Here is a 19478-nt window from a genome sequence, read left to right as displayed (position 1 = left end):
GGCTCAGGCCTTCGGCCGCGCGTAGCGCCACCAGGGCAGTGCCCGGGTGAGCGCCAGCACCTCGCCCGGCTGCTGCACGCCGTAGCCCGGCAGCCGGGCCAGCGCCTCGGCCCAGGCCGGCGAGGCCAGGCGCGCGCGCAGGGCGCGCAGCGGCGGCGTCTCCAGGTCCTGCTTGTGGCACAGCAGGTAGTAGTTCTCGTCGACCAGCGGCGCGAACGACAGGCCCGCCTCGGCGGCCGCCGCCTCGATGCCGATGCCCACGTCGGCCGCGCCGCTGGCAATCGCCGCGGCCACGGCCACGTGCGTGTCTTCCATGTGCGTGGTGTAGCCCGGCACGTCTTCCGGGGCCACGGCCCCCTGGGCCAGCAGATGGTCTGTCAGCAGCCGGGTGCCTGAGGCGGGCTGGCGCGCGACGAAGCGCCAGCGGCCGCTGCGCAGCGCAGCGATGTCCTCGGGCCGCTCTTCGCCTAAGCGCCAGATCCAGCCCTGGCGCCGCCAGTGGCTGCCGATCAGCTTGTGCTCGCCGGGCTGCAGCAGCGGGCGCAGCGCGCGCGCCATCACGCTGTCGGGTGCCGCCTTCTGCGCCACATGGAAGCCGGCGACGCGGCAGCGGCCCTCGTTCAGCGCGCGCAGCGCCTCCTGGCTGCCGGCGAAGCGCAGGCCGATGTGCAGGCCGTCGTGTTCCTCGGCCAGGGCCTGCAGCTGCGGCAGGCCCAGGTCATGGCTGGCGAAGATCTCCAGCACCTGCAGCGCGGCGTCGTCGGCCAGCGCAAACACGCGCGCCAGTTCGGCGCGCAGCGCCTCCACATGCGGCGTCATGCGCACGCGGGCCTGGCGCTCGGCCCACAGCAGGCGTTGTGCGAACGGCGTCAGCCGCGCGTGGCGGCCCTGGCCCCACAGCACCAGCGGCGCGCCCAGCACCTCCTCCCAGTGCTTGAGCGCGCCCCAGGCGTGCCGGTAGGAGCTGTTCTGCGCGCGCGCGGCGGCGCTGATGGAGCCCTCGGCCTGCAGGGCCGAGAGCAGGTCGAACAGGGGGTTCTCGATCTCGGCGCGCTGCTGGCCGTGGCTCTCGGCGGTCTCGAAGGTGTAGCGCAGGTGGATGCCGCGGCGGGAGGAATGCATGGGCGAAGCAGGCGAGGGGGGCCGCAGTGTCCCACGGCCGCCCGGCCTCATCTGCCGGCGTTCGGGAAGAACAGCTGCTCGCCGCCGATGGTGTAGGAGGCGATGGCGGCCTGGCCCGGGGCAGAGACCACCCAGTCGGCGAAGCCCTGCGCCAGGTCCTTCTTCACATGCGGGTGCTTGGCGGGGTTCACCACGATCACGCCGTACTGGTTGAACAGCTGCTGGTCGCCTTCGACCAGGATGCCCAGGTCGGCCCGGTTCTTGAAGTTGAGCCAGGTGCCGCGGTCGGCCAGCACGTAGGCGCCGGTGGAGGCCGCGATGTTCAGCGCCGGCCCCATGCCGCAGCCGCATTCCTTGTAGCCGGCGGGCTTGGCGGCGGCCAGGTCGACGCCGGCCAGCTTCCACTGGCGCAGCTCGGCCGAATGGGTGCCGCTCTTGTCGCCGCGCGAGACGAAGCCCGCGCCCGTGTCGGCCAGCCGCTTGAGCGCGGCGGCGATGTTGTTGCCGCGCGTGCCGGCCGGGTCGGCCTTGGGGCCGATCAGCACGAAGTCGTTGTACATGACGGCGCGGCGCTCCAGGCCGAAGCCCTCGGCCACGAACTTCTCCTCGGCCGGCTGGTCGTGCACGAACAGCGCATCGGCGTCGCCGCGGCGCGCCATGTCCAGCGCCTGGCCGGTGCCGACAGCCACCACGCGCACCGCGGTGCCGCTGGCCTGCGTGAACTGCGGCAGCAGGTGCTTGAACAGGCCGGACTGCTCGGTCGAGGTGGTCGAGGCCAGCACGATGAATTTGTCCTGCGCCTGTGCGGCACAGGCGAGCAGGGCGGCGGGCAGGGCGAGGAGCAGGAAGCGTTTGCGCAGCAGCATCGGGGCGGTGCCTTGGAAGGGAAGAGGAGGGCCGATTCTGGTGGCCCGCCTTCCTCTGCGCGATATGAACGGCACTGCATAAGCGCCGCCGTGTCAGCCGCCGGGGTCGACGCGAAAGCCCAGCCCGCGCAGCGCAGCGCGTGCCGCGTCCGAGCGCAGCAGCGCGAGGAAGGCCTGCACCGGCGCGCGTTCCAGCCGGTCCCTGGGCAGCACGAAGTCGTAGCGCTCCTCCTGCACCGGGATGAAGCCCAGCCCGTACTGCCGCGCCACCGTGTCGATGGCCAGGCCCCAGTCGGCGCGGCCCTGCGCCACGGCCACCGCCACGGCGTTGTGCGACTTGGTCTGCACGCCGTAGCCGGCCGGCTGCGCGCCGCCGAGCAGCCGGTCGATCAGGATGCGCGTGCCGCTGCCGGCGTTGCGGTTGACCATCACGCAGCCGGCCTCGCTGCGCGCCGCGGCGATGGCCGTGGCCGCATCCAAGCCCGCGAAGCGCGCGTCGCCGTGCCGGTAGACGATGCCCTGCATGCGGCCGTAGCCCGGCACCAGCTCCAGCGCGGGCGTCAGCAGGTGGGTGTTGTAGACGCCCGTGTCCGGGTCCATCAGGTGGATGCCGCCCAGGTCGCATTCGCCACGTTTGGCGGCCATCAGGCCGCCGGTGCTGCCCACGCTCATGCTCTTGATGCGCAGGCCCTGGCGCACCAGGGCGCCGGCCAGCCAGTCCAGGCCCACGCAGTGGCTGCCGACCAGGATCAGGTCGGCGGCCTGCAGGCCCTGGCCGAGCAACTGCACCTGCACCGGCGCACCCGCGTCGAGGATCTCGGTGTGCTGGGCTATGGTGATGAAGCCGTCGGCGCCGCTGAAGGTGGTGACCGAGCCCGAGCCCTTGCCCATGGGGTAGGCGGCCAGGCCCTGGTCGCCCGGCACCAGGCCGACCAGCAGGTACTCGGTGCGGCCGCGTTCGGAGTTCACGCGCATGGGCAGGCGTGCATCCACCAGCTGGCGCTGCTCGGGCGGCCGGCCGGCGAAGGCGCGGACCACGGGCGCCATGAACTCATGGAAGGTGAACACCGCCGAGGTGGGAAAGCCCGGCAGGATCACCACCGGCTTGCCCTGGGTCACGGCCAGGCAGACCGGCTTGCCGGGCTTGAGCGCCACGCCGTGCGCGACGACGCCGGGGTCCTGCAGGGCCGCCACGATGCGGTAGGACAGATCGCCCTCGCCCTTGGAGGTGCCGCCCGAGAAGACCACGGCATCGCATTCCAGGCCCTGGCGCAGCGCCGCCGACAGCAGGGCCTCGTCGTCGGGCACCACGCCCAGGCGCACGGGCTCGCCGCCCAGTTCCTCCACCGCGGCAGCGAGGATGGCGGCGTTGGAGTCGTACACCGCGCCCACCGGCAGCGGCATGCCGGGCGCCACGATTTCGTTGCCCGTGGAGAAGATGGCCACGCGCGGCCGGCGGTACACGTCCACCCGGTCCAGGCCCAGCGCCGCGAGCACGCCGATCTCGCGCGAGCTCAGCGGCTGGCCGGCGCGCAGCACGGTCTCGCCACGCGCGATGTCGGTGCCGGCGTAGCTCACGTTCTCGCCCGCCGTGGCGGCGCGGCGCACCACCACCTGGCCGCCTTGCACATCGGTGTGCTCCACCATCACCACCGCGTCGGCGCCGCGCGGCAGCATGCCGCCGGTGGCGATCGCCGTGGCCCCGCCCTCGGCCACCTCGGCCTGCGGCACGGTGCCGGGCGCCAGGGTTTCGGCCGTGAGGGCCAGCAGGCGCGGTTCCTCCTCCATCGCGCCCCAGGTGTCGGCGGCCTGCACGGCAAAGCCGTCCACATTGGAGCGGTCGAAGCCGGGCACGTCGACGGCCGCGACCACGTCCTCGGCCAGCACGCGGCCCAGCGCGGCATGCAGCGCCACGGTCGCGGCGCCCAGCGGCGCCAGGTTCAGGTGGGCGCGGAAGCGCTGTTCCGCCTCGTCGCGCGTGAGCACGTGCAGGAATTGGGATTGGGCTTTCACGGGCATGCGTAGAGATGGACGGTCACTTCGCTGCCGGCGCCCTGGCCCTCGCTCTGCGCCGGCACGACGACGAAGCCGTCGGCCCGCACCGTGGAGCTCAGCACCGAGGCGCCCGACAGCGCAATGGGCTCCACGCCCTCGGCGCCGAGCTTCACGCGCACGTAGTCGAGGCGGCCGACCTGCGAGACGATCTTGCGTGCCAGCAGGGCCTGCACGCGCGGGTAGGGCCAGTCGCTCGGCCGGCCGCCCAGGCGGCGGATGGCGCGCCCGGCGAAGAAGTCGTAGGCGCACAGGCAGGACACCGGATTGCCCGGCAGCAGGAACACCAGGGCCGTGCCGATGCGGCCCATGCCGGCCGGGCTGGAGGGCCGCATGGCGATGCCGTGCAGGGCCAGCTCGCCCAGGCGGGCCAGCAGGCGCGGCGCATGGTCTTCGGCGCCCACGCTGGAGCCGCCCGAGACCAGCACCACGTCCGCGCCCGGCGCGGCCAGCGCCTGTGCGATCCGCTCCGGGTCGTCGCCCAGGCGCAGGTGCGACTCGAGCAGGCCGCCGTCGCGCGCCACCAGGCCGCGCAGCGTGACGGAGTTCGCGTCGTAGATCTCGTGCGGGCCCTTGGCCTGTCCCGGTGCGCGCACCTCGTTGCCGGTGACCAGCAGGCGCACGCGCGGCTGGCGCAGCACCTGCACCTGGGCCAGGCCCAGCGAGGCGACGAGGCCGGCGTCCTGCGCGCGCAGCCGCCGGCCCGCTGCCAGCGCCTGGCTGCCGCGTGCGATGTCCTCGCCCACGCGGCCCACGTGCTGGCCGGGCGCCACCGGCTGGGCGACGGCCACGCGGCCGTGCTCCTCGCGTGCGTACTCGGCGGGCAGCACGGCGTCCAGCCCGGCCGGCACGGGCGCCCCGGTCATGATGCGGACCGCAGCGCCCGCGGGCACCGCGCCCTCGAACGGCCGGCCGGGAAAGGCCTGGCCCACGACCGCGAACTCCAGCGGGTTGTAGTCGCCCGCGCCGGTGGTCTCGCCGCCGCGCAGCGCGTAGCCGTCCATGGCCGCGCGGTCGAACTCGGGCACGGCGATGGGGGCGACGAGGTCCTGCACGAGCACGCGGCCGGTGGCGTCTTCGGTGGCCACCGGTTCGCCTTCGAGGCAGGGCGTGTGGGCGTCGATCCAGGCGAGTGCGGCGGGCACTTCGGCGCGCTGCGTGAAGCCGCGCATGCGCACATCGGTGGTGGAGACAGGGTCGGTCGGCTGCATCCGGGCCAGTATAGGAGTGGGGTTTTCAGGCGCTCGCGGGCACCTCGGCGGCTGCTCCGCCCACCAGATCCTCGTACCAGAGGAAGGCATCGCAGCTGCCGGCCCAGTGGCGGTTGGTGTTGGGCCGCGTGCCCACGCCCACCAGCCGGCGGCCGGCCGCGTGGATCTTCTGCGCCAGCGGCAGGAAGTCGCTGTCGCCGCCCACCACCACCACGGTGCGGATGTGCGGGAAGCGCGCCAGGTCTTCCAGCGCATCCAGGCTGAGCCGGATGTCGGCGCCGTTCTTGGCCGCGCCGCCGGGCGGGAACATCTGCACGAGGTCCATGCCGGCCTGCATCAGCGCATCGCGGTAGCGGCTGAAGAACTGCCAGTTGCAGTAGGCCCGGTGGATGGCCAGCGGGCCCAGGGCGATGGCCGCGGCGGTGACGGCCGCCACGTCCACCAGCGGCTCCTGCAGCTTGAAGCGCACATCGGGCTTGGCGTAGTGGCCTTCGCCCGCGCGGGCCTCGACCAGGCCGGCGTGCAGGTTCTCGAAATCCCAGTACAGGGCAACGCAGGGCGTCTCAGGGGTGTGCGGCATGGGGGGCGATCGTAGCCGGCGCCGTCACAGCCACTGCCGCGTGACGCCATTGGTCCAGCCGAAGCCGTCCTGCAGCGGGTATTCGCCGCCGCTGCCGCCCACGGCCTCGGGATGGGCGTGCAACGCGTACTTCTCGACCAGCCGGTGCTCGCGGCCGTACACCGCCGCCACCGTGCGCAGCCAGCGCGTGCGGATCTCGCCGGCCAGTTCGTCGCAACCGTAGGCGCTGAGTCCTTCGGCGGCGATCCACTGCAGCGGCGCCCAGCCGTTGGGCCGGTCCCACTGCTCGGCGCTGCACTGTTCCGTCGTGGCCAGGCCGCCGGGCACGAGCAGGCGGCGCGCCAGCGTGTCGGCCAGCCGGCGGGCCTGCGCCGGGCTGGCCGTGCGCGTGAACAGCGGCGTGGCGGTGGCGGCGTTCAGGGCCGGGCGCGGCCGCTGTTCGGGCCAGTCGAGGTCGAGCCAAGCGCCGGCCTCTTCGTTCCAGAGCCAGTGGTCCATGGCCGTGCGGCGCGCGTCGGCCAGGGCCCGGTGCTGGCGCGCCATGGCGGCGTCGCCGGCCTGCGCGGCCAGGTGGGCGATGCGGCTTTCCAGCTTGTGCAGCAGCGCGTTGAGGTCCACCGGCAGGATGCGCGTGGTGCGGATGGTGGCCAGGGCCTGCAGCCGGTCGCGGCCGGCCGCCGGGGCGTCGAGCCAGCGGCTGCTGAAGTCCCAGCCCGATTCGGCGGCGGCGCGCAGCTCGCGGAACACCTCGGCCGCCGCGCGCTGCGGTGCGGCCGCGGCGGTGGCCACGTCCTCGCGCCAGGCCTCTTCGCGCGGCTGGTCGCGGTCGTCCCAGTAGCGGTTGAGCAGCGCACCGTCGGCCAGGCGCACCACGCGCCGGTGCGCCCGGCCCGGTGCCAGCGCGTCGGCACCGTCCATCCAGAAGGCATGCTCGCGCAGCAGCTGCGGCAGGTAGCGCAGCGCGCCCTGGCCGCCGCAGCCTTCGCAGAGCTCGGCCATGCAGGCGAACAGCGGCGGCTGCGAACGGCTCAGGTAGTAGGTGCGCGTGCCGTTGGGCACATGGCCGAAGCGCTCGATCAGGTAGGCGAAGTTGTCGGTCATCGCATGCAGCAGCTGCGTGCGCCCGCTGGCCGCCAGGCCCAGCATGGTGAAGTAGGAATCCCAGTAGTACATCTCGACGAAGCGCCCGCCCGGCACCACATAGGGGTGCGGCAGCGCCAGCAGCGAGCCGCGGTGCGGGTGCTGCTCGGGGTGGCGGGTCAGCGCGTCCCAGAGCGCGTCGATGTGGCTGCGCAGGTCCTGCGCCGGCGCGCCGCCAGGGCGGGCCAGCGCCGGGGCATCGTTGGGGCCGGCCAATGCCGGCCGTTGCGGCACGAAGTGCGCGGCCACGAAGGCGCGCAGGTCGAAGCCCGGCGCCGCGCAGCGCTTTCGGTAGGCCGCGAGGATCTGCTCGGGCGCGGCCAGCGGTGCGCAGTCGGGGAAGGTCTTGCTGTCGGCGAACACGCCGGCGCGCTGCACCGCCTCGAACAGCTCGGCGTAGCGGTCGGCCGGCGTCTGCGTGTCCGGCGGCGGGTGGCGTTCGGCCGCGGCATGGCGTGTGGCGGGTTCGGTGTGGATGCCGTTGGGGGAAGTCGGTGCGGTTGGCATGGACGCGGCCATCTTGCCCTGTCCGGCCGCTACGCGCTGTCGGCCAAAGCCGAAGCTAGTCGGCGATCAGGCGCTTGCCCAGCGGCACGGCCTCGTCCACCGCATAGCCCAGCCGGCGGTAGAAGGCCAGCACGGCGCTGTTGCCCGCGCGCACCAGCAGGCTGACCTTGGGGCAGCCCTGCGCGAGGAAGGCCTGCTCGACATGCTGCATCAGCGCTGCGCCGTGCCCGCGGCCCTGCAGCTGCGGCGCCACGGCCAGGTAGTTGACCCAGCCGCGGTGGCCCTCGTAGCCCGCCATCACGCTGGCCACGATGCGGCCCTCCAGTGTGCCGACGAGGAACAGCTCGCGCTGCACCGTGAGCTTGCGCGCGATGTCCTTGTGCGGGTCGTTCCACGGGCGGGTCAGGCCGCAGGCCTGCCAGAGCGCGACGACGGCGGCCTCGTCGGCCTCCAGGTAGGGGCGGATCTGCATGGTGCTCAGTGTCCCGCGGTCGGCACTGCGCTGAACACCGGCGCCGGCTGGCCGTCGATGGCCACGTCGACGCAGGCCGGCAGGCCGCTGGCCTGGGCTTGGCGCAGCGCCGCGGCGATGTCCGCCTCCGCGCGCACCGCGGCGCCGAAGCCGCCCAGCGCCTGCGCCACGGCGTGGTAGCGCGCGCTCTCGGCCAACTGGCAGCCGACCAGGCGCCCGGGGCCGTGGTTGCGCAGCTGGATCTGGTGTTCGGCGTTCCAGCGCAGGTCGTTGCCGACCACGGCGATGACGGGCGCGGCCTCGCGCACGGCCGTGTCCAGCTCCATCAGGTGAAAGCCGGCCGTGCCGTCGCCCATCAGCACGACCACGGTGGCCCCGGGCCGCGCGATCTTGGCCGCGATGGCCTGGGGAAGCCCGCCGCCGATGGCGCCGGCCACGCCGTTGACGATGCGCACCGGCGCCTGGCAGATGGCCTGGGCCCACTGGCCGAACTCGCCGCCGTCGCAGACCACGATGGGTTCGGCCGCGGTGGCCAGGAAGCGCTGCACCTGCTCGCACAGCGCGCGCGAGCCGATGCGGCCCGGCGCGATGGGCGCAGGGTTCGCCTGGTTGCGCGCGGCGAGGGCGCCGGCCACTTTGCGCCGCCAGTCCGTGCGCTCGGGCGCGACGCGCGCAGCGGCGGCGTCCAGCGCCGCGCCGGGCTCGCACACGCAGGCCAGCGCCAGCCGGTCGCCGAGCAGGCGGCGCGCACGCGCGACCAGCGCCGGGTCCGGATCGAGCACGACGACGCGGGCCTGGGGCGCGAACACCGTGCTGCGGCCGAAGCCCAGCGTGAAGTCCAGCGGCTTGCCGGCCAGCACCAGCAGGTCGGCACCGGCCAGGCATTCGGCGGCTGCGCCCAGCGAGGGATCGCGCAGGCCGCGCGGGCTCTCCAGCCGCAGCACCGGCGTGGCCAGGCGTTCGCCGCGCGCCTGCCACGCCGCGTGACTGTGCGCGCGCGCCGCGTCCGGGCCGGCCAGCACGAGCGGGCTGCGGGCCTGGGCCAGCAGCGCGGCCAGCGTGTCGATCGTGGCCGCGTCGGCGTGCGGCATGGGCTCGGCGGTCGGCAGCGGCGGCAGCTCGGCCAGACCGGTGTCGGCCGTCAGCAGGTCGAAGGGCAGGGCCAGGTGCACGGGGCCGCGGCGCGGTGCCAGCGCGAGCGCGATGGCCTGGTCCACGGCGCCGGCCAGTTCGTCCAGGCCGCGCACGCGGCGCGCGGCCTTGGCCACGGGGCGCGTCATGCCCGCCTGGTCGAGTTCCTGGAACGCGCCCATGCCGTCCTCGGCCAGCGGCGTGTCGCCGGACAGCAGCAGCACCGGGCTCTCGGCGTGCAGCGCCGACATCAGCGGCGCCAGGCCGTTGGCCAGGCCCGGGCCGGCCGTCAGCAGGGCCACGCCGACGCCGCCCGTGACCTGGGCCCAGGCGTCGGCCATGGACACGGCCGCGGCCTCGTGGCGCACGTGGACGATGCGGATGCCGGCATCCAGGCAGGCGTCGTAGACCGGCATGATCTGGTTGCCGGACAGGCTGAAGACGGTGGTGACGCCCTGGCGCGCGAGCGCGCGGACGACGAGTTGGGAGCCGAGCATGGGACCTTGGTGGGCAAAGGCGCGGCAGCAGGCCGCGGGAAGGGCTTTCTACCGCAGGGCGGCGGCCGGCGTGCCGGCCGCAGCCACCAAGGTCAGCGCCGGCTGCGCGACAGCAGCACGATGCCGGCCAGCACCACCCCCGTGCCGGCCAGCTGGATGGGCGCCAGCCACTGGTCCAGCACGGCCCAGCCGATGAAGAGCGTGGCGATGGGCTCGACGTTCATCATGGGCGCGTTGCGCGCCATGTCCAGTCGCGGCAGCGAGACGAACAGCAGCGTGAAGCCGGTGCAGTACAGCAGCATCAGCAGCGCCAGCCCGGTCCAGCCCGGCGCATGCTGCGGCCAGGCCAGGCCGCTGGGCACGGCCCCGGCCGCGCCGGCCATCGCCATGCTGGCGCAGACCGTCAGCATGGCGTAGAAGCTGCGCACCGTGCCCGGCAGCGTCGCGAGCCGGCGGTCGGTGATCCACAGGCTGAACGAGAAGACCGTGGCGGCCGTCAGCGCGAAGGCCACGCCCGCACCCCAGGCGATGCCGCTGCCGCCGCCGCGCGCCTCGGCCAGCCGTGCCGGCACGTCCAGCGCCAGCAGCAGTCCCGCCAGCACGATGCCCATCACCAGGCAGGCGCGCCGGGTCGGCCGCGGGCCGCCCGTGGCCCAGTTCAGCAAGGCCAGCAGCACCGGGAAGGTGTTGGCCACCAGCAGGGCCAGTGCCACCGGGATGCGCGCCACGGCCGAGTACAGGCACAGGCTCTGCACCGCCAGCAGCAGGCCCAGCAGCAGTTGCCAGCCGCCGGTGCCGGCCGGCAGCGCCAGCCGCTCGCGGCGCCAGGCGACCAGCGCGCCCAGCACCAGCAGGGCGGTGCCGGCCCGGCACAGGATGGCCGTCAGCACGCCGGCCCCGTCGTCGAAGGCCAGCCGCGCGGCCACGTGGTTGCCCGCGAAGCAGCAGGCGATGGCGGCGATCAGCAGCAGGGCGGTGGGGCGGGGCAGCAGGGCGGGGGCGGGCATGGGGCGCGGATTGTGCCCGTGCCCCCGTGCGGCTGCCGGCGACGCTGGCAGGCCCCGGCCCCGGCTGGCCGCGCGTCACGGCATCGAGGCGGCGACCAGGCTCCAGACGATGACGACAAGCTGCGCGAGGTTGGCCAGCAGCGCGGCGCCGTGGATGCGCCGGAACGCCCGCGCCACATCGCCTGCTCCGGCCTCGACCTGGACCCGCAGCGCGTCCATGCGCGACAGGACGGTGCGCCGCAGCAGCACCGCCAGCCCGGCGATGGCGGCGGCCTCGAGCGCAAAGCCTGGCCGCCCGGCCAGTGCGCAACTGAGGGCCGTGGCGCCCGCGGTGCCCATGGCGGCCAGATAGTAGGTGTTGAAGAAGCTGCGCACGAAGCGCGCGTCCATGGGCGTGTCGTGCTGGAGCGTGAGCAGCGGCACCGCGCCAAGGAAGAAATAGGCCGTGGTCAGCAGCAAAGCGCCCGTGCAGCACAGGGCGACGAGCAGGGCGGCGGACATGGGGCAGCAGGGTGGACGCGGGCCGCCATGCTAGGCCGGGGCGCCGCCTTCGCCAAGGGACTGTGGGGCCGCGGCACCGGTGTGCTCACAAATTGTTTCATTTGCCGCTGCATCCAGGCGGGCGGCTGCGCAGTAGTAGCAGCACCTTCAACAGCTGGGAGCCATCCATGCATTCCTCGACCCTGAACCGTTGCGCTGCCCTGGGCGGCGTCCTGTCCGCCTCCGTCCTGCTGGCTGCGTGCGGGGCCATGCCCGGCAGCGGCGCCATGGGCTTCTCTCAGGCCAGCCTGCCGGCGAGCATCCAGGTCCCGGCCGGCAACCGCGTGGCCATGGAAACCGTGGGCAAGGGCGAGATCCTGTACGAGTGCCGCGACAAGGCGGGCATGCCAGGCCAGGTCGAATGGACCTTCGTCGGCCCGGAGGCCAGGCTCATGGACCGGGGCGGCAAGCAGGTCGGCCGCTACTACGGGCCGCCGGCCACCTGGGAATCGAGCGACGGCTCCAAGCTCACGGCCACGCAGCTGGCCGTGGCGCCATCGGGCCCGACCAGCCTGCCGTACCAACTCGTCAAGGCCAACCCGGCCATGGGCAGCGGCGCGATGAGCGGCGTGACCTACATCCAGCGCGTGGCACTGCAGGGCGGCGTGGCACCCTCCGGCGCGCCCTGCACCATGGCCACCAAGGGCCAGCGTGTGACGGTGCCCTACCAGGCCGACTACATCTTCTGGAAGGCGTCCTGACCGACCGACCCAAGGCCGCCGGCGCGGCGGCCGGCTCAGAAGCCGGCCTGCAGGAACACCTGCGGCCCGCTCATGCGGTAGTTGATCTCGCCGGAGAAGTTGCGTGCATCAGCGTCCACGCGCAGGTCGTGGTAACGCCAGCCCAGCCCCACGCCCACTTGGGGCGTGAACCGGTACATCGCGTTGGCCTGCAGGTTCACGAGGCGGCCGTCGTAGTCGCCGATGTTCAGCTTGAACAGGTCGACGCGCCCGTTCAGTTCCCAGCGCCCGGCGCCGGGCCGCCAGCTGCCGTACAGCCCCACGGTGGGGGCCGGCACGGTTTCCGAGCGCCGCTCGGTGAAGGCGCCGACGACCTGGCCGTTGACCACGGCCGTGCCGCGCACGCGCAGCAGGGCGTCCGTCACGTGCGCACCGACCAGCACGCCGGCCTCGCGATCGGGCTGTTTGAGCAAGGAGTAGCCCGCGCTGAGCCGGTAGGTCCGCGTGCGCATCTGCGTGTCGATGTCGGCCACGAATTCGCCCTCGCCGAAGCGGATGCCGTCGGCCGTGGCACTGGCGCTGCGGTCCAGCGAGAAGTATTCGAACTCGGCGCGCCAGCGCTCGGACAGCCGGCCGCCCAGCAGCAGCGCGGGCACGGTCTTGCGGCCTGCGAGGCCGAAATCGTTCTCGCCATCCAGCGGCGTGCCGCGCAGCACGCTGTCGGTGTCGTCCAGCCGCAACCCGGAATCCACGCTGGGCCGGAAGGCCGAGACCTGCAGCCACACGCGCTGTTCGGGCAGCACCAGGCCCTGGGCCCAGGCGCCGCTGGCGCACAGGCCCAGCGATGCCGCCAGGGCCAGTTGCTTGGCGGGCTTGGCGGGATTCCATCTGTCGCTGGTCATGCTGTCGCCTTTCCGGCTGTGCGCCGCGTGCCGCTGCGCGGGAGTGGCAGCTGCGGCGATGGTCGGCGCACGCGGTGGCGCATGCCATGCGGGCACCGTGCAAGGGCCCGTAGGCACGGCGCCCGTCCGCCTGTGCGCGCCGTCTCACACGGGCACGGTGGACTGCTTGAGCACGCGCAGCACGAAGTGCGACTTGCTGTGCCGGATGCCGGGGATCTTGTAGAGCTTCTCGCGCAGCAGCCGCTCGTAGTCGCGCGTGTCGCGCACGGCGATGCGGATGTAGTAGTCGTAGTCGCCCGAGACCAGGTAGGCCTCCAGGATCTCGGGGATGGTGGCCAGCACCTGGCCGAAGGCGTAGAGCGTGTCCTCGGTGTGGCTCTCCAGCGTGAGCTGGACGATCACCGTGTCCTGGTAGCCCAGGCTGGCCGGGTCCACCTCCACCGTGTAGCGCTTGATCACGCCCTCGTCCTGCAGCCGCTTGATGCGGCTCCAGCAGCTGGTGGGCGACAGGCCCACCTCGGCGCCGATCTCCTGCAGCGTGCGGCGCGCGTCCTGCAGCAGGATGCGCAGGATGGCGAGATCGGTCTTGTCGAAGATTTTTCCGTCTGACATGAGATGGGCCGTATGAAATTCGGAGTTTGTGGCTGTAACTTCGAAAAATCGGAAGCCTATTCTGCGCCAGCGCCGAAAAAATGGAGGGCATGAAAAACACCGATGTCCTCGATCCCCTGTCCGTCGCCGCACCCGCGGCGGTGCCCGCCGCCCCGCGCAATGGCGCCCAGGCGCTGCTGGACGCCCTGATCGAAGGCGGCGTCGACACGCTGTTCGGCTACCCCGGCGGGGCCGCGCTGCCGCTGTACGACGCGCTGCACGGCGAGCCGCGGCTGCGCCACATCCTCGTGCGCCACGAGCAGGCCGCCGTCCACGCGGCCGAGGGCTATGCGCGCAGCACCGGCAAGGTCGGGGTGGTGCTGGTCACCTCCGGCCCCGGCGTGGGCAACACCATCACGGGCCTGCTCGACGCGATGAGCGACTCCGTGCCCGTGCTGTGCATCAGCGGCCAGGTGGCCACGGCCGTGATCGGCACCCAGGCCTTCCAGGAGAGCGATGCGCTGGGCATGTCGCGGCCCGTGACCAAGTGGAACTTCCAGCCGCGCAGCGCGGACCAGGTCGGCGACGCGGTGCGCCGCGCACTGGCCATCGCCGCGGGCGGGCGGCCCGGCCCGGTGCTGCTCGACGTGCCCAAGGACGTGCAGCTCGCGCCGGTCGGCCGTCCCGTGGCGGGGCGTCCGCTGCGCGCGGCGCAGGGCGCCGAGCTGCCGCGTGTTCCGTCGGGCAGCCTGCAGCGCGCGGCCGACCTGATCTCCACCGCGCGCCGGCCCGTGTTCTACGGCGGTGGTGGCCTCGTGAACGCCGGCCCGGCCGCCTGCGCCGCCTTCACCCAGCTGGTGCGCCAGGTCGGCGGCCCCTGCACGCTCACGCTGATGGGCCTGGGCGCGTTCCCGGCCTCCGATCCGCAATTCGTCGGCATGCTGGGCATGCACGGCAACCTGGAAGCCAACCTGGCCATGCACGAGGCCGACCTCGTCATCAACGTGGGCGCGCGCTTCGACGACCGCGTGACCGGCAAGCTCGACGAGTTCTGCCCGCGCGCCCGCAAGATCCACATCGACATCGACCCCAGCGCGATCCACCGCACGGTGAAGGTCGACGTGCCCATCGTCGGCGACTGCGGCGCCGTGCTCGATGCGCTGCTGGCCCTGCCCGAGCTGCGCGGCCTCGATCCCACGCGGCTCGATCCCTGGTGGCACCGCGTGGAGCGTTGGCGCGCCCAGCGCTGCCTGGACTTCACGCCGCAGCCCGATGCCATCCTGCCGCAGCAGCTCATGGCCACGCTGCAGGCGCAGATCGAAGGGCGCGATGCCATCGTCTCCACCGACGTCGGCCAGCACCAGATGTGGGCCGCGCAGTACCTGCGCTTCGAGCGGCCACGCCGCTGGCTGACCTCGGGCGGCGCCGGCACCATGGGCTACGGCCTGCCGGCCGCCATCGGCGCGCAGGTGGCGCACCCGGATGCGCTGGTCGTCTGCGTGAGCGGCGACGCCTCGGTGCTCATGAACATCCAGGAGCTGTCCACGGCCGTGCAGCACCGCACCCCCGTCAAGCTGGTGCTGTCCAACAACGGCTACATGGGCATGGTGCGGCAGTGGCAGGAGCTGATCCATGGCAACCGCCTCTCGCACAGCTGGAACGCCGCGCTGCCCGACTTCGTGGCGCTGGCCAAGGCCTTCGGCTGGGGTGCGCGGCGGGTGTCCGATCCGGCCGAGCTGGATGCTGCGCTGGCCGAATGCCTGGCCTATGACGGGCCGTTCTTCCTCGACGTGCAGGTGGCAGCGCAGGAGAACTGCTTCCCCATGATGCCGGCCGGCGCGGGGCACCACCGGGTGATGCTGGGCAAGGACCGCTGGTATGTGGATGGCGTCGAGTGAAGCGGGCGCGGCCTCGACAGCGCCGAACGCGGCGGGTTGCGCGCTCGCAGCGCCACAGCCTGTCTACCTACGCGCGGTGGCGCACTTGTCGCGGCGGCGCGCAGGCCGTCCTGCCTAGCATCCAGTGGCCCGCAATCGTGTGGGCACCTGATGGCCCCGTCGCATGGTTGCGGCCCGGTATTGGGACGACGACAACCATTCGAAAGCCAACGATGCTTGAACAAGCCGAAGGAACATTCCACAAGATCGCGGGCCGCGTGCAGGACGCGGTCGGCGGCGCCGCGGGCGACCGCGCACTGCAACTCGAGGGCAAGGCGCGCCAGGCCGCCGGAAGCGTCGAGCAGGCGGCCGGCGAAGCGCTGGACCTGCTGCGCGATTCGGCCAGCAAGAACCCGCTGCTCGTGACCGCCCTGGTGGCAGGCGCTGCATTCCTGATCGGAACTGCGCTGGCCCGGCGCTGAACGCCGCACCGCCTGCAACTTACACAGCACACACTATGAACAACACCACCGTGCTCACCCCTGGCGTTCCGCTGGTCGCCACGCCCGCCATTTCCTGGGGCTCGGTCTTCGCGGGCCTGCTGCTCGCGCTGGCCACCTACCTCTTCCTCGGCACCCTGGGCACCGCCATCGGTTCGGGCTCGATCGATGCCATGCAGGCCGGCAATCCGCTGGCCGGCTTCGGGACGGGCGCAGGCATCTGGGTCGGCGGCTCCACGCTGATCGCGCTGGCCATCGGCGCGTACTTCGCCGGCCGCAACGCGCCCGCCAAGGGCATGCTGCACGGCGTGCTGTGCTGGGCCGTCACGACGCTGGTCACGGTCTACGCACTGTCGTCGCTGGCCACCGGCGTGGTCGGCGCCGCATCGCGCGTGGCGGGCAGCGGCATCGCACTGGCCGGCCAAGGCGTCGCGGCGGCTGCGCCGGGCGTGGCCTCCGAAGTCAAGCAGCAACTGCAAAAGAGCGGCATTGACTTCGACTTCTCCGACGCCCGCAACCAGCTCGAAATCCTGATGCGCCAGACCGGCAAGCCCGAACTGAACCCGGACACGGTCAAGTCGCAGGCCGAAGGCGCCGTGCAGGACGGCAAGGCCGCCGCCGCCGACGCCGCCACGGCGCCGCAGGACGCCGGCAACGAGCTTTCTGCGTTCTTCGACCGCCTGCGCAAGAAGGCCGAACCGGTGCTGGACGCCGCCGACAAGGAGGCGCTGGTGAACGTCATCGTGGCGCGCACGGGCAAGAGCCGCACCGAGGCCGAGCAGATCGCCGCCAACTACGAGAAGACCTACAACCAGGCCGTCGCGAAGTACCAGGAACTCAAGGTGCAGGCCGAGCAGAAGGCCCGCGAGGCCGCCGACGCGACCGCCAAGGGTGTGAGCCGCGCCGCCTGGTCCGGCGTGGTCGTGCTGCTGCTGGGCCTGGCGGTCTCCGCCGGTGCCGGCTTCCTCGGCCGCCGCTCCGCGCCTGCAGTCCGCGTGGTCGTCTGAGTCTGTCGGCGCCCCGGCGGCGCCGGGCAGGCTGCTACGATCCGCGCCCGTCCCGCAGCCGCGGGGCGGGCCTGTCACCATGAACTTCCGCCAGCTGCGCTATTTCTGCGAAGTGGCCGCCTGCGGCACGCTGGCGCGCGCGGCCGAGCGGCTGCATGTGGCGCCGACCGCACTCAGCATGCAGATGGCGCAGCTGGAAGCCTGCCTGGGCGGTGCGCTGTTCGACCGCAGCGCCCGGCCCATGGTGCTCACGCCGCTGGGCCACTTCTTCCTGCCGCGCGCCCAGGCCCTGCTGCGCGACGGCCAGCGGCTGGAGCAGGAGTCGCGTGAACTGGCCACGGGCAGCAGTGGCTGGCTCGGCATCGGCTTCGTGCGCTCGCTGCTCAACTCGCGGCTGCCCAGCGCCCTGCATGCGTTCCGGCAGGCGCATCCCGAGGTCAAGCTCGAACTGGTCGAGATGCTGTCCGAGCACCAGCCGGCCCAGCTGCGCAGCGGGCGCATCCACCTGGGCCTGTCGCGCTTCGCGCTGGCGCCCGAGCCGGTGGCCGACCTGCGCCACACGCCCTTGTTCGAAGACCCCTTCGTCGTCGCGCTGTCGGCCCAGCACCCGCTGGCGCGCCGGCGCCGGCTCGCGGTGGCCGACCTGGACGGACTGCCGCTGATCAGCTACCCCAAGGACCCGCACAGCGGCTTCGCGCAGCGCGTGCTCGCAGCGCTGCTGCAGGCCGGCGCGCAGCCGCGCGTGGACCACGAGGCGATCGAGATCCACACCGCGCTGGCCCTGGTGGCCGCCGGCCTGGGCTATGCCATCGTGGGCGCGTCGGTGGCCGAACGCGGCCAAAGCGATCTCGTGTTCCTGCCGATCCCGGCCTTGAAGACGCGCACGGTGGTGATGGCGGTCACGCGCGTGGACGGCGACAACCCCCTGGTCGAACGCATGCTGGCGCTGCTGCAGTCCGGCGCACCGGCCGTGGCGCGGCGCGGCAGAACTTCAGAAAAGCTGAAGTAAGGCTCAGCATTCGCTGCTGTGCCTGGCCGGCGCATTGCCCGAAGATGCGCGCCCATGCCGAATGCACCGCTCTCCGATTCCCTCGCCATGCTGCGCCAGCTGGGCGCCGCCACCGTCTACGAAGCCCAGGGCGCGCAAGGCGCACTGGACCACGGCATCAAGCCGATCGACCCGGCCTGCCGCCTGGCCGGCCCGGCCTACACGGTGGACTGCCGGCCCGCCGACAACCTGATGCTGCACTACGCCGTGCAGAAGGCGCGCCCCGGCGACGTGCTGGTGGTCGATGCCAAGGGCTTCATGGAAGCCGGCCCCTGGGGCGACGTGCTGACGCTGCAGGCCATGCAGCGCGGCATCGCCGGGCTGCTCATCAACGGCTGCGTGCGCGACGCCAACCTCATCATCGCGCTGGGCTTTCCGGTGTTCTGCCGCGGCCTGTCGATCAAGGGCACGGGCAAGAACCAGCCCGGCCGCGTGGACGTGCCGGTGAGCATCGGCGACGTGACCGTCCGCCCCGGCGACATCGTCGTCGGCGACCGCGATGGCGTGGCCGTGGTGCCGCACGAGCGCGTGGACGCCACCATCGCCGCCAGCCTGGCGCGCGAGGACAAGGAAGCACAGCAGCGCCAGGCCATCGCGCAGGGCGTGTCCACGGTCGAGCTGCTGGGTCTCACCGACACCCTGCGCCGCTTCGGCCTGCAGTGAGTTGCGCCGCCGCGCAACGGCACACTTTTTTTCAGGAGACATCACCATGAACAGAACGCAGTTCCTTCGCCTGTGCGCACTCGGCGCAGCCCTGGCCGTGGGCGGCCCCGCCGCCCTGGCGCAGACCTACCCGGCCAAGCCGATCCGGCTGGTCGTGCCCTGGCCCGCGGGCGGCGCTGCCGACGCCGTGGGCCGCGCCGTGGCCGAGGCGCTGCGCGTGCAGCTGGGCCAGAGCGTGGTGGTGGACAACATCGCCGGTGCGGGCGGCAACATCGGCACGCAGCAGTTCGTGCGCCAGCCGGCCGACGGCTACACGCTGCTGCTGGCCACGAGCTCGACCAACTCGGCCAATCCCTACCTGTACAAGCGCACCGGCTTCGACCCGGTCAAGGACTTCACGCCGGTGGCTTCGCTGGCCGTGATCCCCAGCGTCATGATCGTGGCCGCGGGTGCGCCCTACAAGTCGCCGGCCGACATCGTGCAGGCCGCCAAGGCCCAGCCGGGCAAGCTGTCCTACGGTTCGGGCGGCGTCGGCAACTCGGCCCATCTGGCCGGCGAGCTGTTCAAGTCCATTGCCGGCATCGACGTGATCCACGTGCCCTACAAGGGCAGCGCGCCCGCGCTGACCGATGTCATGGGCGGCCAGCTCGACTACATGCTGGACACCGGCGCGTACGGCCAGCTCAAGGGCGGCAAGGTGCGTGCGGTCGCGGTGGCCTCGGCCACGCGGCACCCGCTGCTGCCCGGCGTGCCGACCTTCGAGGAAGTCGGCATCAAGGGCATGCAGATGAACGCCTGGTACGGCCTGGCGGCACCGGCCGGCACGCCAGCCGCCATCGTCGAGCGTCTCAACGGCGCGGTGCAGGCCGCCTTCCAGGCCGGCGACCTCGGCAAGCGCCTGAGCGACGTGGGGGCCGAACTGCGGCCGGGCACGGCGGCCAGCTTCGCGGCGTTCTGGAACGCCGAGCTGCAGCGCTATGCCGGCCTGGTCAAGCTGACGGGCGCGACGCTGGATTGAAGCTGCCGCGGCCGGGCGGCCGCCACGGCGTGTCGATTCCGGCCCGCCTGCTTCGTCGGGAGGGCAT

The 19478-nt window shown here is 72.9% G+C and carries 19 protein-coding genes; 7 read left to right on the top strand and 12 right to left on the bottom strand.

Annotation, left to right across the window (positions count from 1 at the left end):
- Window positions 1–3: 3 nt before the first annotated feature.
- The 10 genes from ACSQ4M_RS00905 to ACSQ4M_RS00860 form a co-directional block, all read right to left on the bottom strand.
- Window positions 4–1122 (bottom strand): substrate-binding domain-containing protein, encoded by a 1119-nt coding sequence (locus tag ACSQ4M_RS00905; RefSeq protein WP_436187802.1) that lies wholly within the window; start codon window positions 1120–1122, stop codon window positions 4–6.
- Window positions 1123–1169: 47 nt separating this feature from the next.
- Window positions 1170–1988 (bottom strand): substrate-binding domain-containing protein, encoded by an 819-nt coding sequence (locus ACSQ4M_RS00900; RefSeq protein ID WP_436187801.1) that lies wholly within the window; start codon window positions 1986–1988, stop codon window positions 1170–1172.
- Window positions 1989–2081: 93 nt separating this feature from the next.
- A complete protein-coding gene (locus ACSQ4M_RS00895) occupies window positions 2082–4007 on the bottom strand; it encodes a molybdopterin biosynthesis protein (RefSeq protein WP_436187800.1) in 1926 nt (641 codons plus the stop codon).
- A complete protein-coding gene (locus ACSQ4M_RS00890; RefSeq protein WP_436187799.1) occupies window positions 3998–5251 on the bottom strand; it encodes a molybdopterin molybdotransferase MoeA in 1254 nt (417 codons plus the stop codon). Before ACSQ4M_RS00890 ends, ACSQ4M_RS00895 begins: the two co-directional genes overlap by 10 nt.
- Window positions 5252–5276: 25 nt before the next feature.
- The gene (locus ACSQ4M_RS00885) at window positions 5277–5831 is read right to left on the bottom strand and encodes an NYN domain-containing protein (protein WP_436187798.1); all 555 of its coding nucleotides are present in this window, start codon (window positions 5829–5831) and stop codon (window positions 5277–5279) included.
- 24 nt (window positions 5832–5855) lie between these two features.
- A complete protein-coding gene (gene treF / locus ACSQ4M_RS00880; protein ID WP_436187797.1) occupies window positions 5856–7478 on the bottom strand; it encodes an alpha,alpha-trehalase TreF in 1623 nt (540 codons plus the stop codon).
- Between the two features lie 55 nt (window positions 7479–7533).
- Complete coding sequence (locus tag ACSQ4M_RS00875) at window positions 7534–7950, bottom strand: GNAT family acetyltransferase (protein ID WP_436187796.1); 417 nt, start codon at window positions 7948–7950, stop codon at window positions 7534–7536.
- A 5-nt stretch (window positions 7951–7955) separates the two neighbouring features.
- Window positions 7956–9578 (bottom strand): thiamine pyrophosphate-binding protein, encoded by a 1623-nt coding sequence (locus tag ACSQ4M_RS00870; RefSeq protein ID WP_436187795.1) that lies wholly within the window; start codon window positions 9576–9578, stop codon window positions 7956–7958.
- Between the two features lie 92 nt (window positions 9579–9670).
- Window positions 9671–10585 (bottom strand): EamA family transporter, encoded by a 915-nt coding sequence (locus ACSQ4M_RS00865; protein WP_436187794.1) that lies wholly within the window; start codon window positions 10583–10585, stop codon window positions 9671–9673.
- Between the two features lie 75 nt (window positions 10586–10660).
- A complete protein-coding gene (locus tag ACSQ4M_RS00860; RefSeq protein WP_436187793.1) occupies window positions 10661–11086 on the bottom strand; it encodes a hypothetical protein in 426 nt (141 codons plus the stop codon).
- A gap of 167 nt (window positions 11087–11253) precedes the next feature.
- Here ACSQ4M_RS00860 and ACSQ4M_RS00855 point away from each other — a divergent pair, with 167 nt between their 5' ends.
- Window positions 11254–11826 (top strand): DUF3455 domain-containing protein, encoded by a 573-nt coding sequence (locus tag ACSQ4M_RS00855; RefSeq protein ID WP_436187792.1) that lies wholly within the window; start codon window positions 11254–11256, stop codon window positions 11824–11826.
- A gap of 35 nt (window positions 11827–11861) precedes the next feature.
- Here ACSQ4M_RS00855 and ACSQ4M_RS00850 read toward each other — a convergent pair whose 3' ends face one another.
- Together ACSQ4M_RS00850 and ACSQ4M_RS00845 are read right to left on the bottom strand one after the other, a co-directional pair.
- Window positions 11862–12707, bottom strand: a complete 846-nt coding sequence (locus ACSQ4M_RS00850; protein WP_436187791.1) for a hypothetical protein — start codon at window positions 12705–12707, stop codon at window positions 11862–11864.
- A 144-nt stretch (window positions 12708–12851) separates the two neighbouring features.
- Window positions 12852–13319 carry an Lrp/AsnC family transcriptional regulator gene (locus ACSQ4M_RS00845; protein WP_189688944.1) on the bottom strand — a complete coding sequence of 156 codons (468 nt, stop codon included), beginning with the start codon at window positions 13317–13319 and terminating at the stop codon, window positions 12852–12854.
- Between the two features lie 89 nt (window positions 13320–13408).
- On the opposite strand from ACSQ4M_RS00845, the gene ilvB reads away from it, so the two are divergent.
- From ilvB to ACSQ4M_RS00815, 6 genes are all read left to right on the top strand, one after another.
- Window positions 13409–15196 carry a biosynthetic-type acetolactate synthase large subunit gene (gene ilvB / locus ACSQ4M_RS00840; protein ID WP_436187790.1) on the top strand — a complete coding sequence of 596 codons (1788 nt, stop codon included), beginning with the start codon at window positions 13409–13411 and terminating at the stop codon, window positions 15194–15196.
- 212 nt (window positions 15197–15408) lie between these two features.
- Window positions 15409–15657, top strand: a complete 249-nt coding sequence (locus tag ACSQ4M_RS00835) for a CsbD family protein (protein WP_436187789.1) — start codon at window positions 15409–15411, stop codon at window positions 15655–15657.
- Window positions 15658–15692: 35 nt separating this feature from the next.
- Window positions 15693–16682, top strand: a complete 990-nt coding sequence (locus ACSQ4M_RS00830; RefSeq protein ID WP_436187788.1) for a hypothetical protein — start codon at window positions 15693–15695, stop codon at window positions 16680–16682.
- A gap of 79 nt (window positions 16683–16761) precedes the next feature.
- Window positions 16762–17691: a LysR family transcriptional regulator gene (locus ACSQ4M_RS00825; protein WP_436187787.1), complete on the top strand. Its 930-nt coding sequence runs from the start codon at window positions 16762–16764 to the stop codon at window positions 17689–17691.
- Window positions 17692–17745: 54 nt separating this feature from the next.
- Window positions 17746–18393: a 4-carboxy-4-hydroxy-2-oxoadipate aldolase/oxaloacetate decarboxylase gene (locus ACSQ4M_RS00820; RefSeq protein WP_436187786.1), complete on the top strand. Its 648-nt coding sequence runs from the start codon at window positions 17746–17748 to the stop codon at window positions 18391–18393.
- A gap of 46 nt (window positions 18394–18439) precedes the next feature.
- Window positions 18440–19411, top strand: a complete 972-nt coding sequence (locus tag ACSQ4M_RS00815; RefSeq protein WP_436187785.1) for a Bug family tripartite tricarboxylate transporter substrate binding protein — start codon at window positions 18440–18442, stop codon at window positions 19409–19411.
- The last annotated feature ends 67 nt before the right edge of the window (window positions 19412–19478 follow it).

Origin of the sequence: Pseudorhodoferax sp. LjRoot39 (genome assembly GCF_964253035.1) — a bacterium.
In the GTDB taxonomy this organism is placed as follows: Bacteria; Pseudomonadota; Gammaproteobacteria; order Burkholderiales; family Burkholderiaceae_C; genus Pseudorhodoferax.
The sequence above is the reverse complement of the archived record's forward strand: the minus strand, read 5'-3'. Positions and strand labels throughout refer to the sequence as shown.

What these genes read in the sequence shown, in the direction of transcription:
- ACSQ4M_RS00905 (WP_436187802.1), bottom strand. Translation starts at nt 1,122, where the DNA reads ATGCATTCCTCCCGCCGCGGCATCCACCTGCGCTACACCTTCGAGACC.
- ACSQ4M_RS00900 (WP_436187801.1), bottom strand. Translation starts at nt 1,988, where the DNA reads ATGCTGCTGCGCAAACGCTTCCTGCTCCTCGCCCTGCCCGCCGCCCTG.
- ACSQ4M_RS00895 (WP_436187800.1), bottom strand. Translation starts at nt 4,007, where the DNA reads ATGCCCGTGAAAGCCCAATCCCAATTCCTGCACGTGCTCACGCGCGAC.
- ACSQ4M_RS00890 (WP_436187799.1), bottom strand. Translation starts at nt 5,251, where the DNA reads ATGCAGCCGACCGACCCTGTCTCCACCACCGATGTGCGCATGCGCGGC.
- ACSQ4M_RS00885 (WP_436187798.1), bottom strand. Translation starts at nt 5,831, where the DNA reads ATGCCGCACACCCCTGAGACGCCCTGCGTTGCCCTGTACTGGGATTTC.
- treF (WP_436187797.1), bottom strand. Translation starts at nt 7,478, where the DNA reads ATGCCAACCGCACCGACTTCCCCCAACGGCATCCACACCGAACCCGCC.
- ACSQ4M_RS00875 (WP_436187796.1), bottom strand. Translation starts at nt 7,950, where the DNA reads ATGCAGATCCGCCCCTACCTGGAGGCCGACGAGGCCGCCGTCGTCGCG.
- ACSQ4M_RS00870 (WP_436187795.1), bottom strand. Translation starts at nt 9,578, where the DNA reads ATGCTCGGCTCCCAACTCGTCGTCCGCGCGCTCGCGCGCCAGGGCGTC.
- ACSQ4M_RS00865 (WP_436187794.1), bottom strand. Translation starts at nt 10,585, where the DNA reads ATGCCCGCCCCCGCCCTGCTGCCCCGCCCCACCGCCCTGCTGCTGATC.
- ACSQ4M_RS00860 (WP_436187793.1), bottom strand. Translation starts at nt 11,086, where the DNA reads ATGTCCGCCGCCCTGCTCGTCGCCCTGTGCTGCACGGGCGCTTTGCTG.
- ACSQ4M_RS00855 (WP_436187792.1), top strand. Translation starts at nt 11,254, where the DNA reads ATGCATTCCTCGACCCTGAACCGTTGCGCTGCCCTGGGCGGCGTCCTG.
- ACSQ4M_RS00850 (WP_436187791.1), bottom strand. Translation starts at nt 12,707, where the DNA reads ATGACCAGCGACAGATGGAATCCCGCCAAGCCCGCCAAGCAACTGGCC.
- ACSQ4M_RS00845 (WP_189688944.1), bottom strand. Translation starts at nt 13,319, where the DNA reads ATGTCAGACGGAAAAATCTTCGACAAGACCGATCTCGCCATCCTGCGC.
- ilvB (WP_436187790.1), top strand. Translation starts at nt 13,409, where the DNA reads ATGAAAAACACCGATGTCCTCGATCCCCTGTCCGTCGCCGCACCCGCG.
- ACSQ4M_RS00835 (WP_436187789.1), top strand. Translation starts at nt 15,409, where the DNA reads ATGCTTGAACAAGCCGAAGGAACATTCCACAAGATCGCGGGCCGCGTG.
- ACSQ4M_RS00830 (WP_436187788.1), top strand. Translation starts at nt 15,693, where the DNA reads ATGAACAACACCACCGTGCTCACCCCTGGCGTTCCGCTGGTCGCCACG.
- ACSQ4M_RS00825 (WP_436187787.1), top strand. Translation starts at nt 16,762, where the DNA reads ATGAACTTCCGCCAGCTGCGCTATTTCTGCGAAGTGGCCGCCTGCGGC.
- ACSQ4M_RS00820 (WP_436187786.1), top strand. Translation starts at nt 17,746, where the DNA reads ATGCCGAATGCACCGCTCTCCGATTCCCTCGCCATGCTGCGCCAGCTG.
- ACSQ4M_RS00815 (WP_436187785.1), top strand. Translation starts at nt 18,440, where the DNA reads ATGAACAGAACGCAGTTCCTTCGCCTGTGCGCACTCGGCGCAGCCCTG.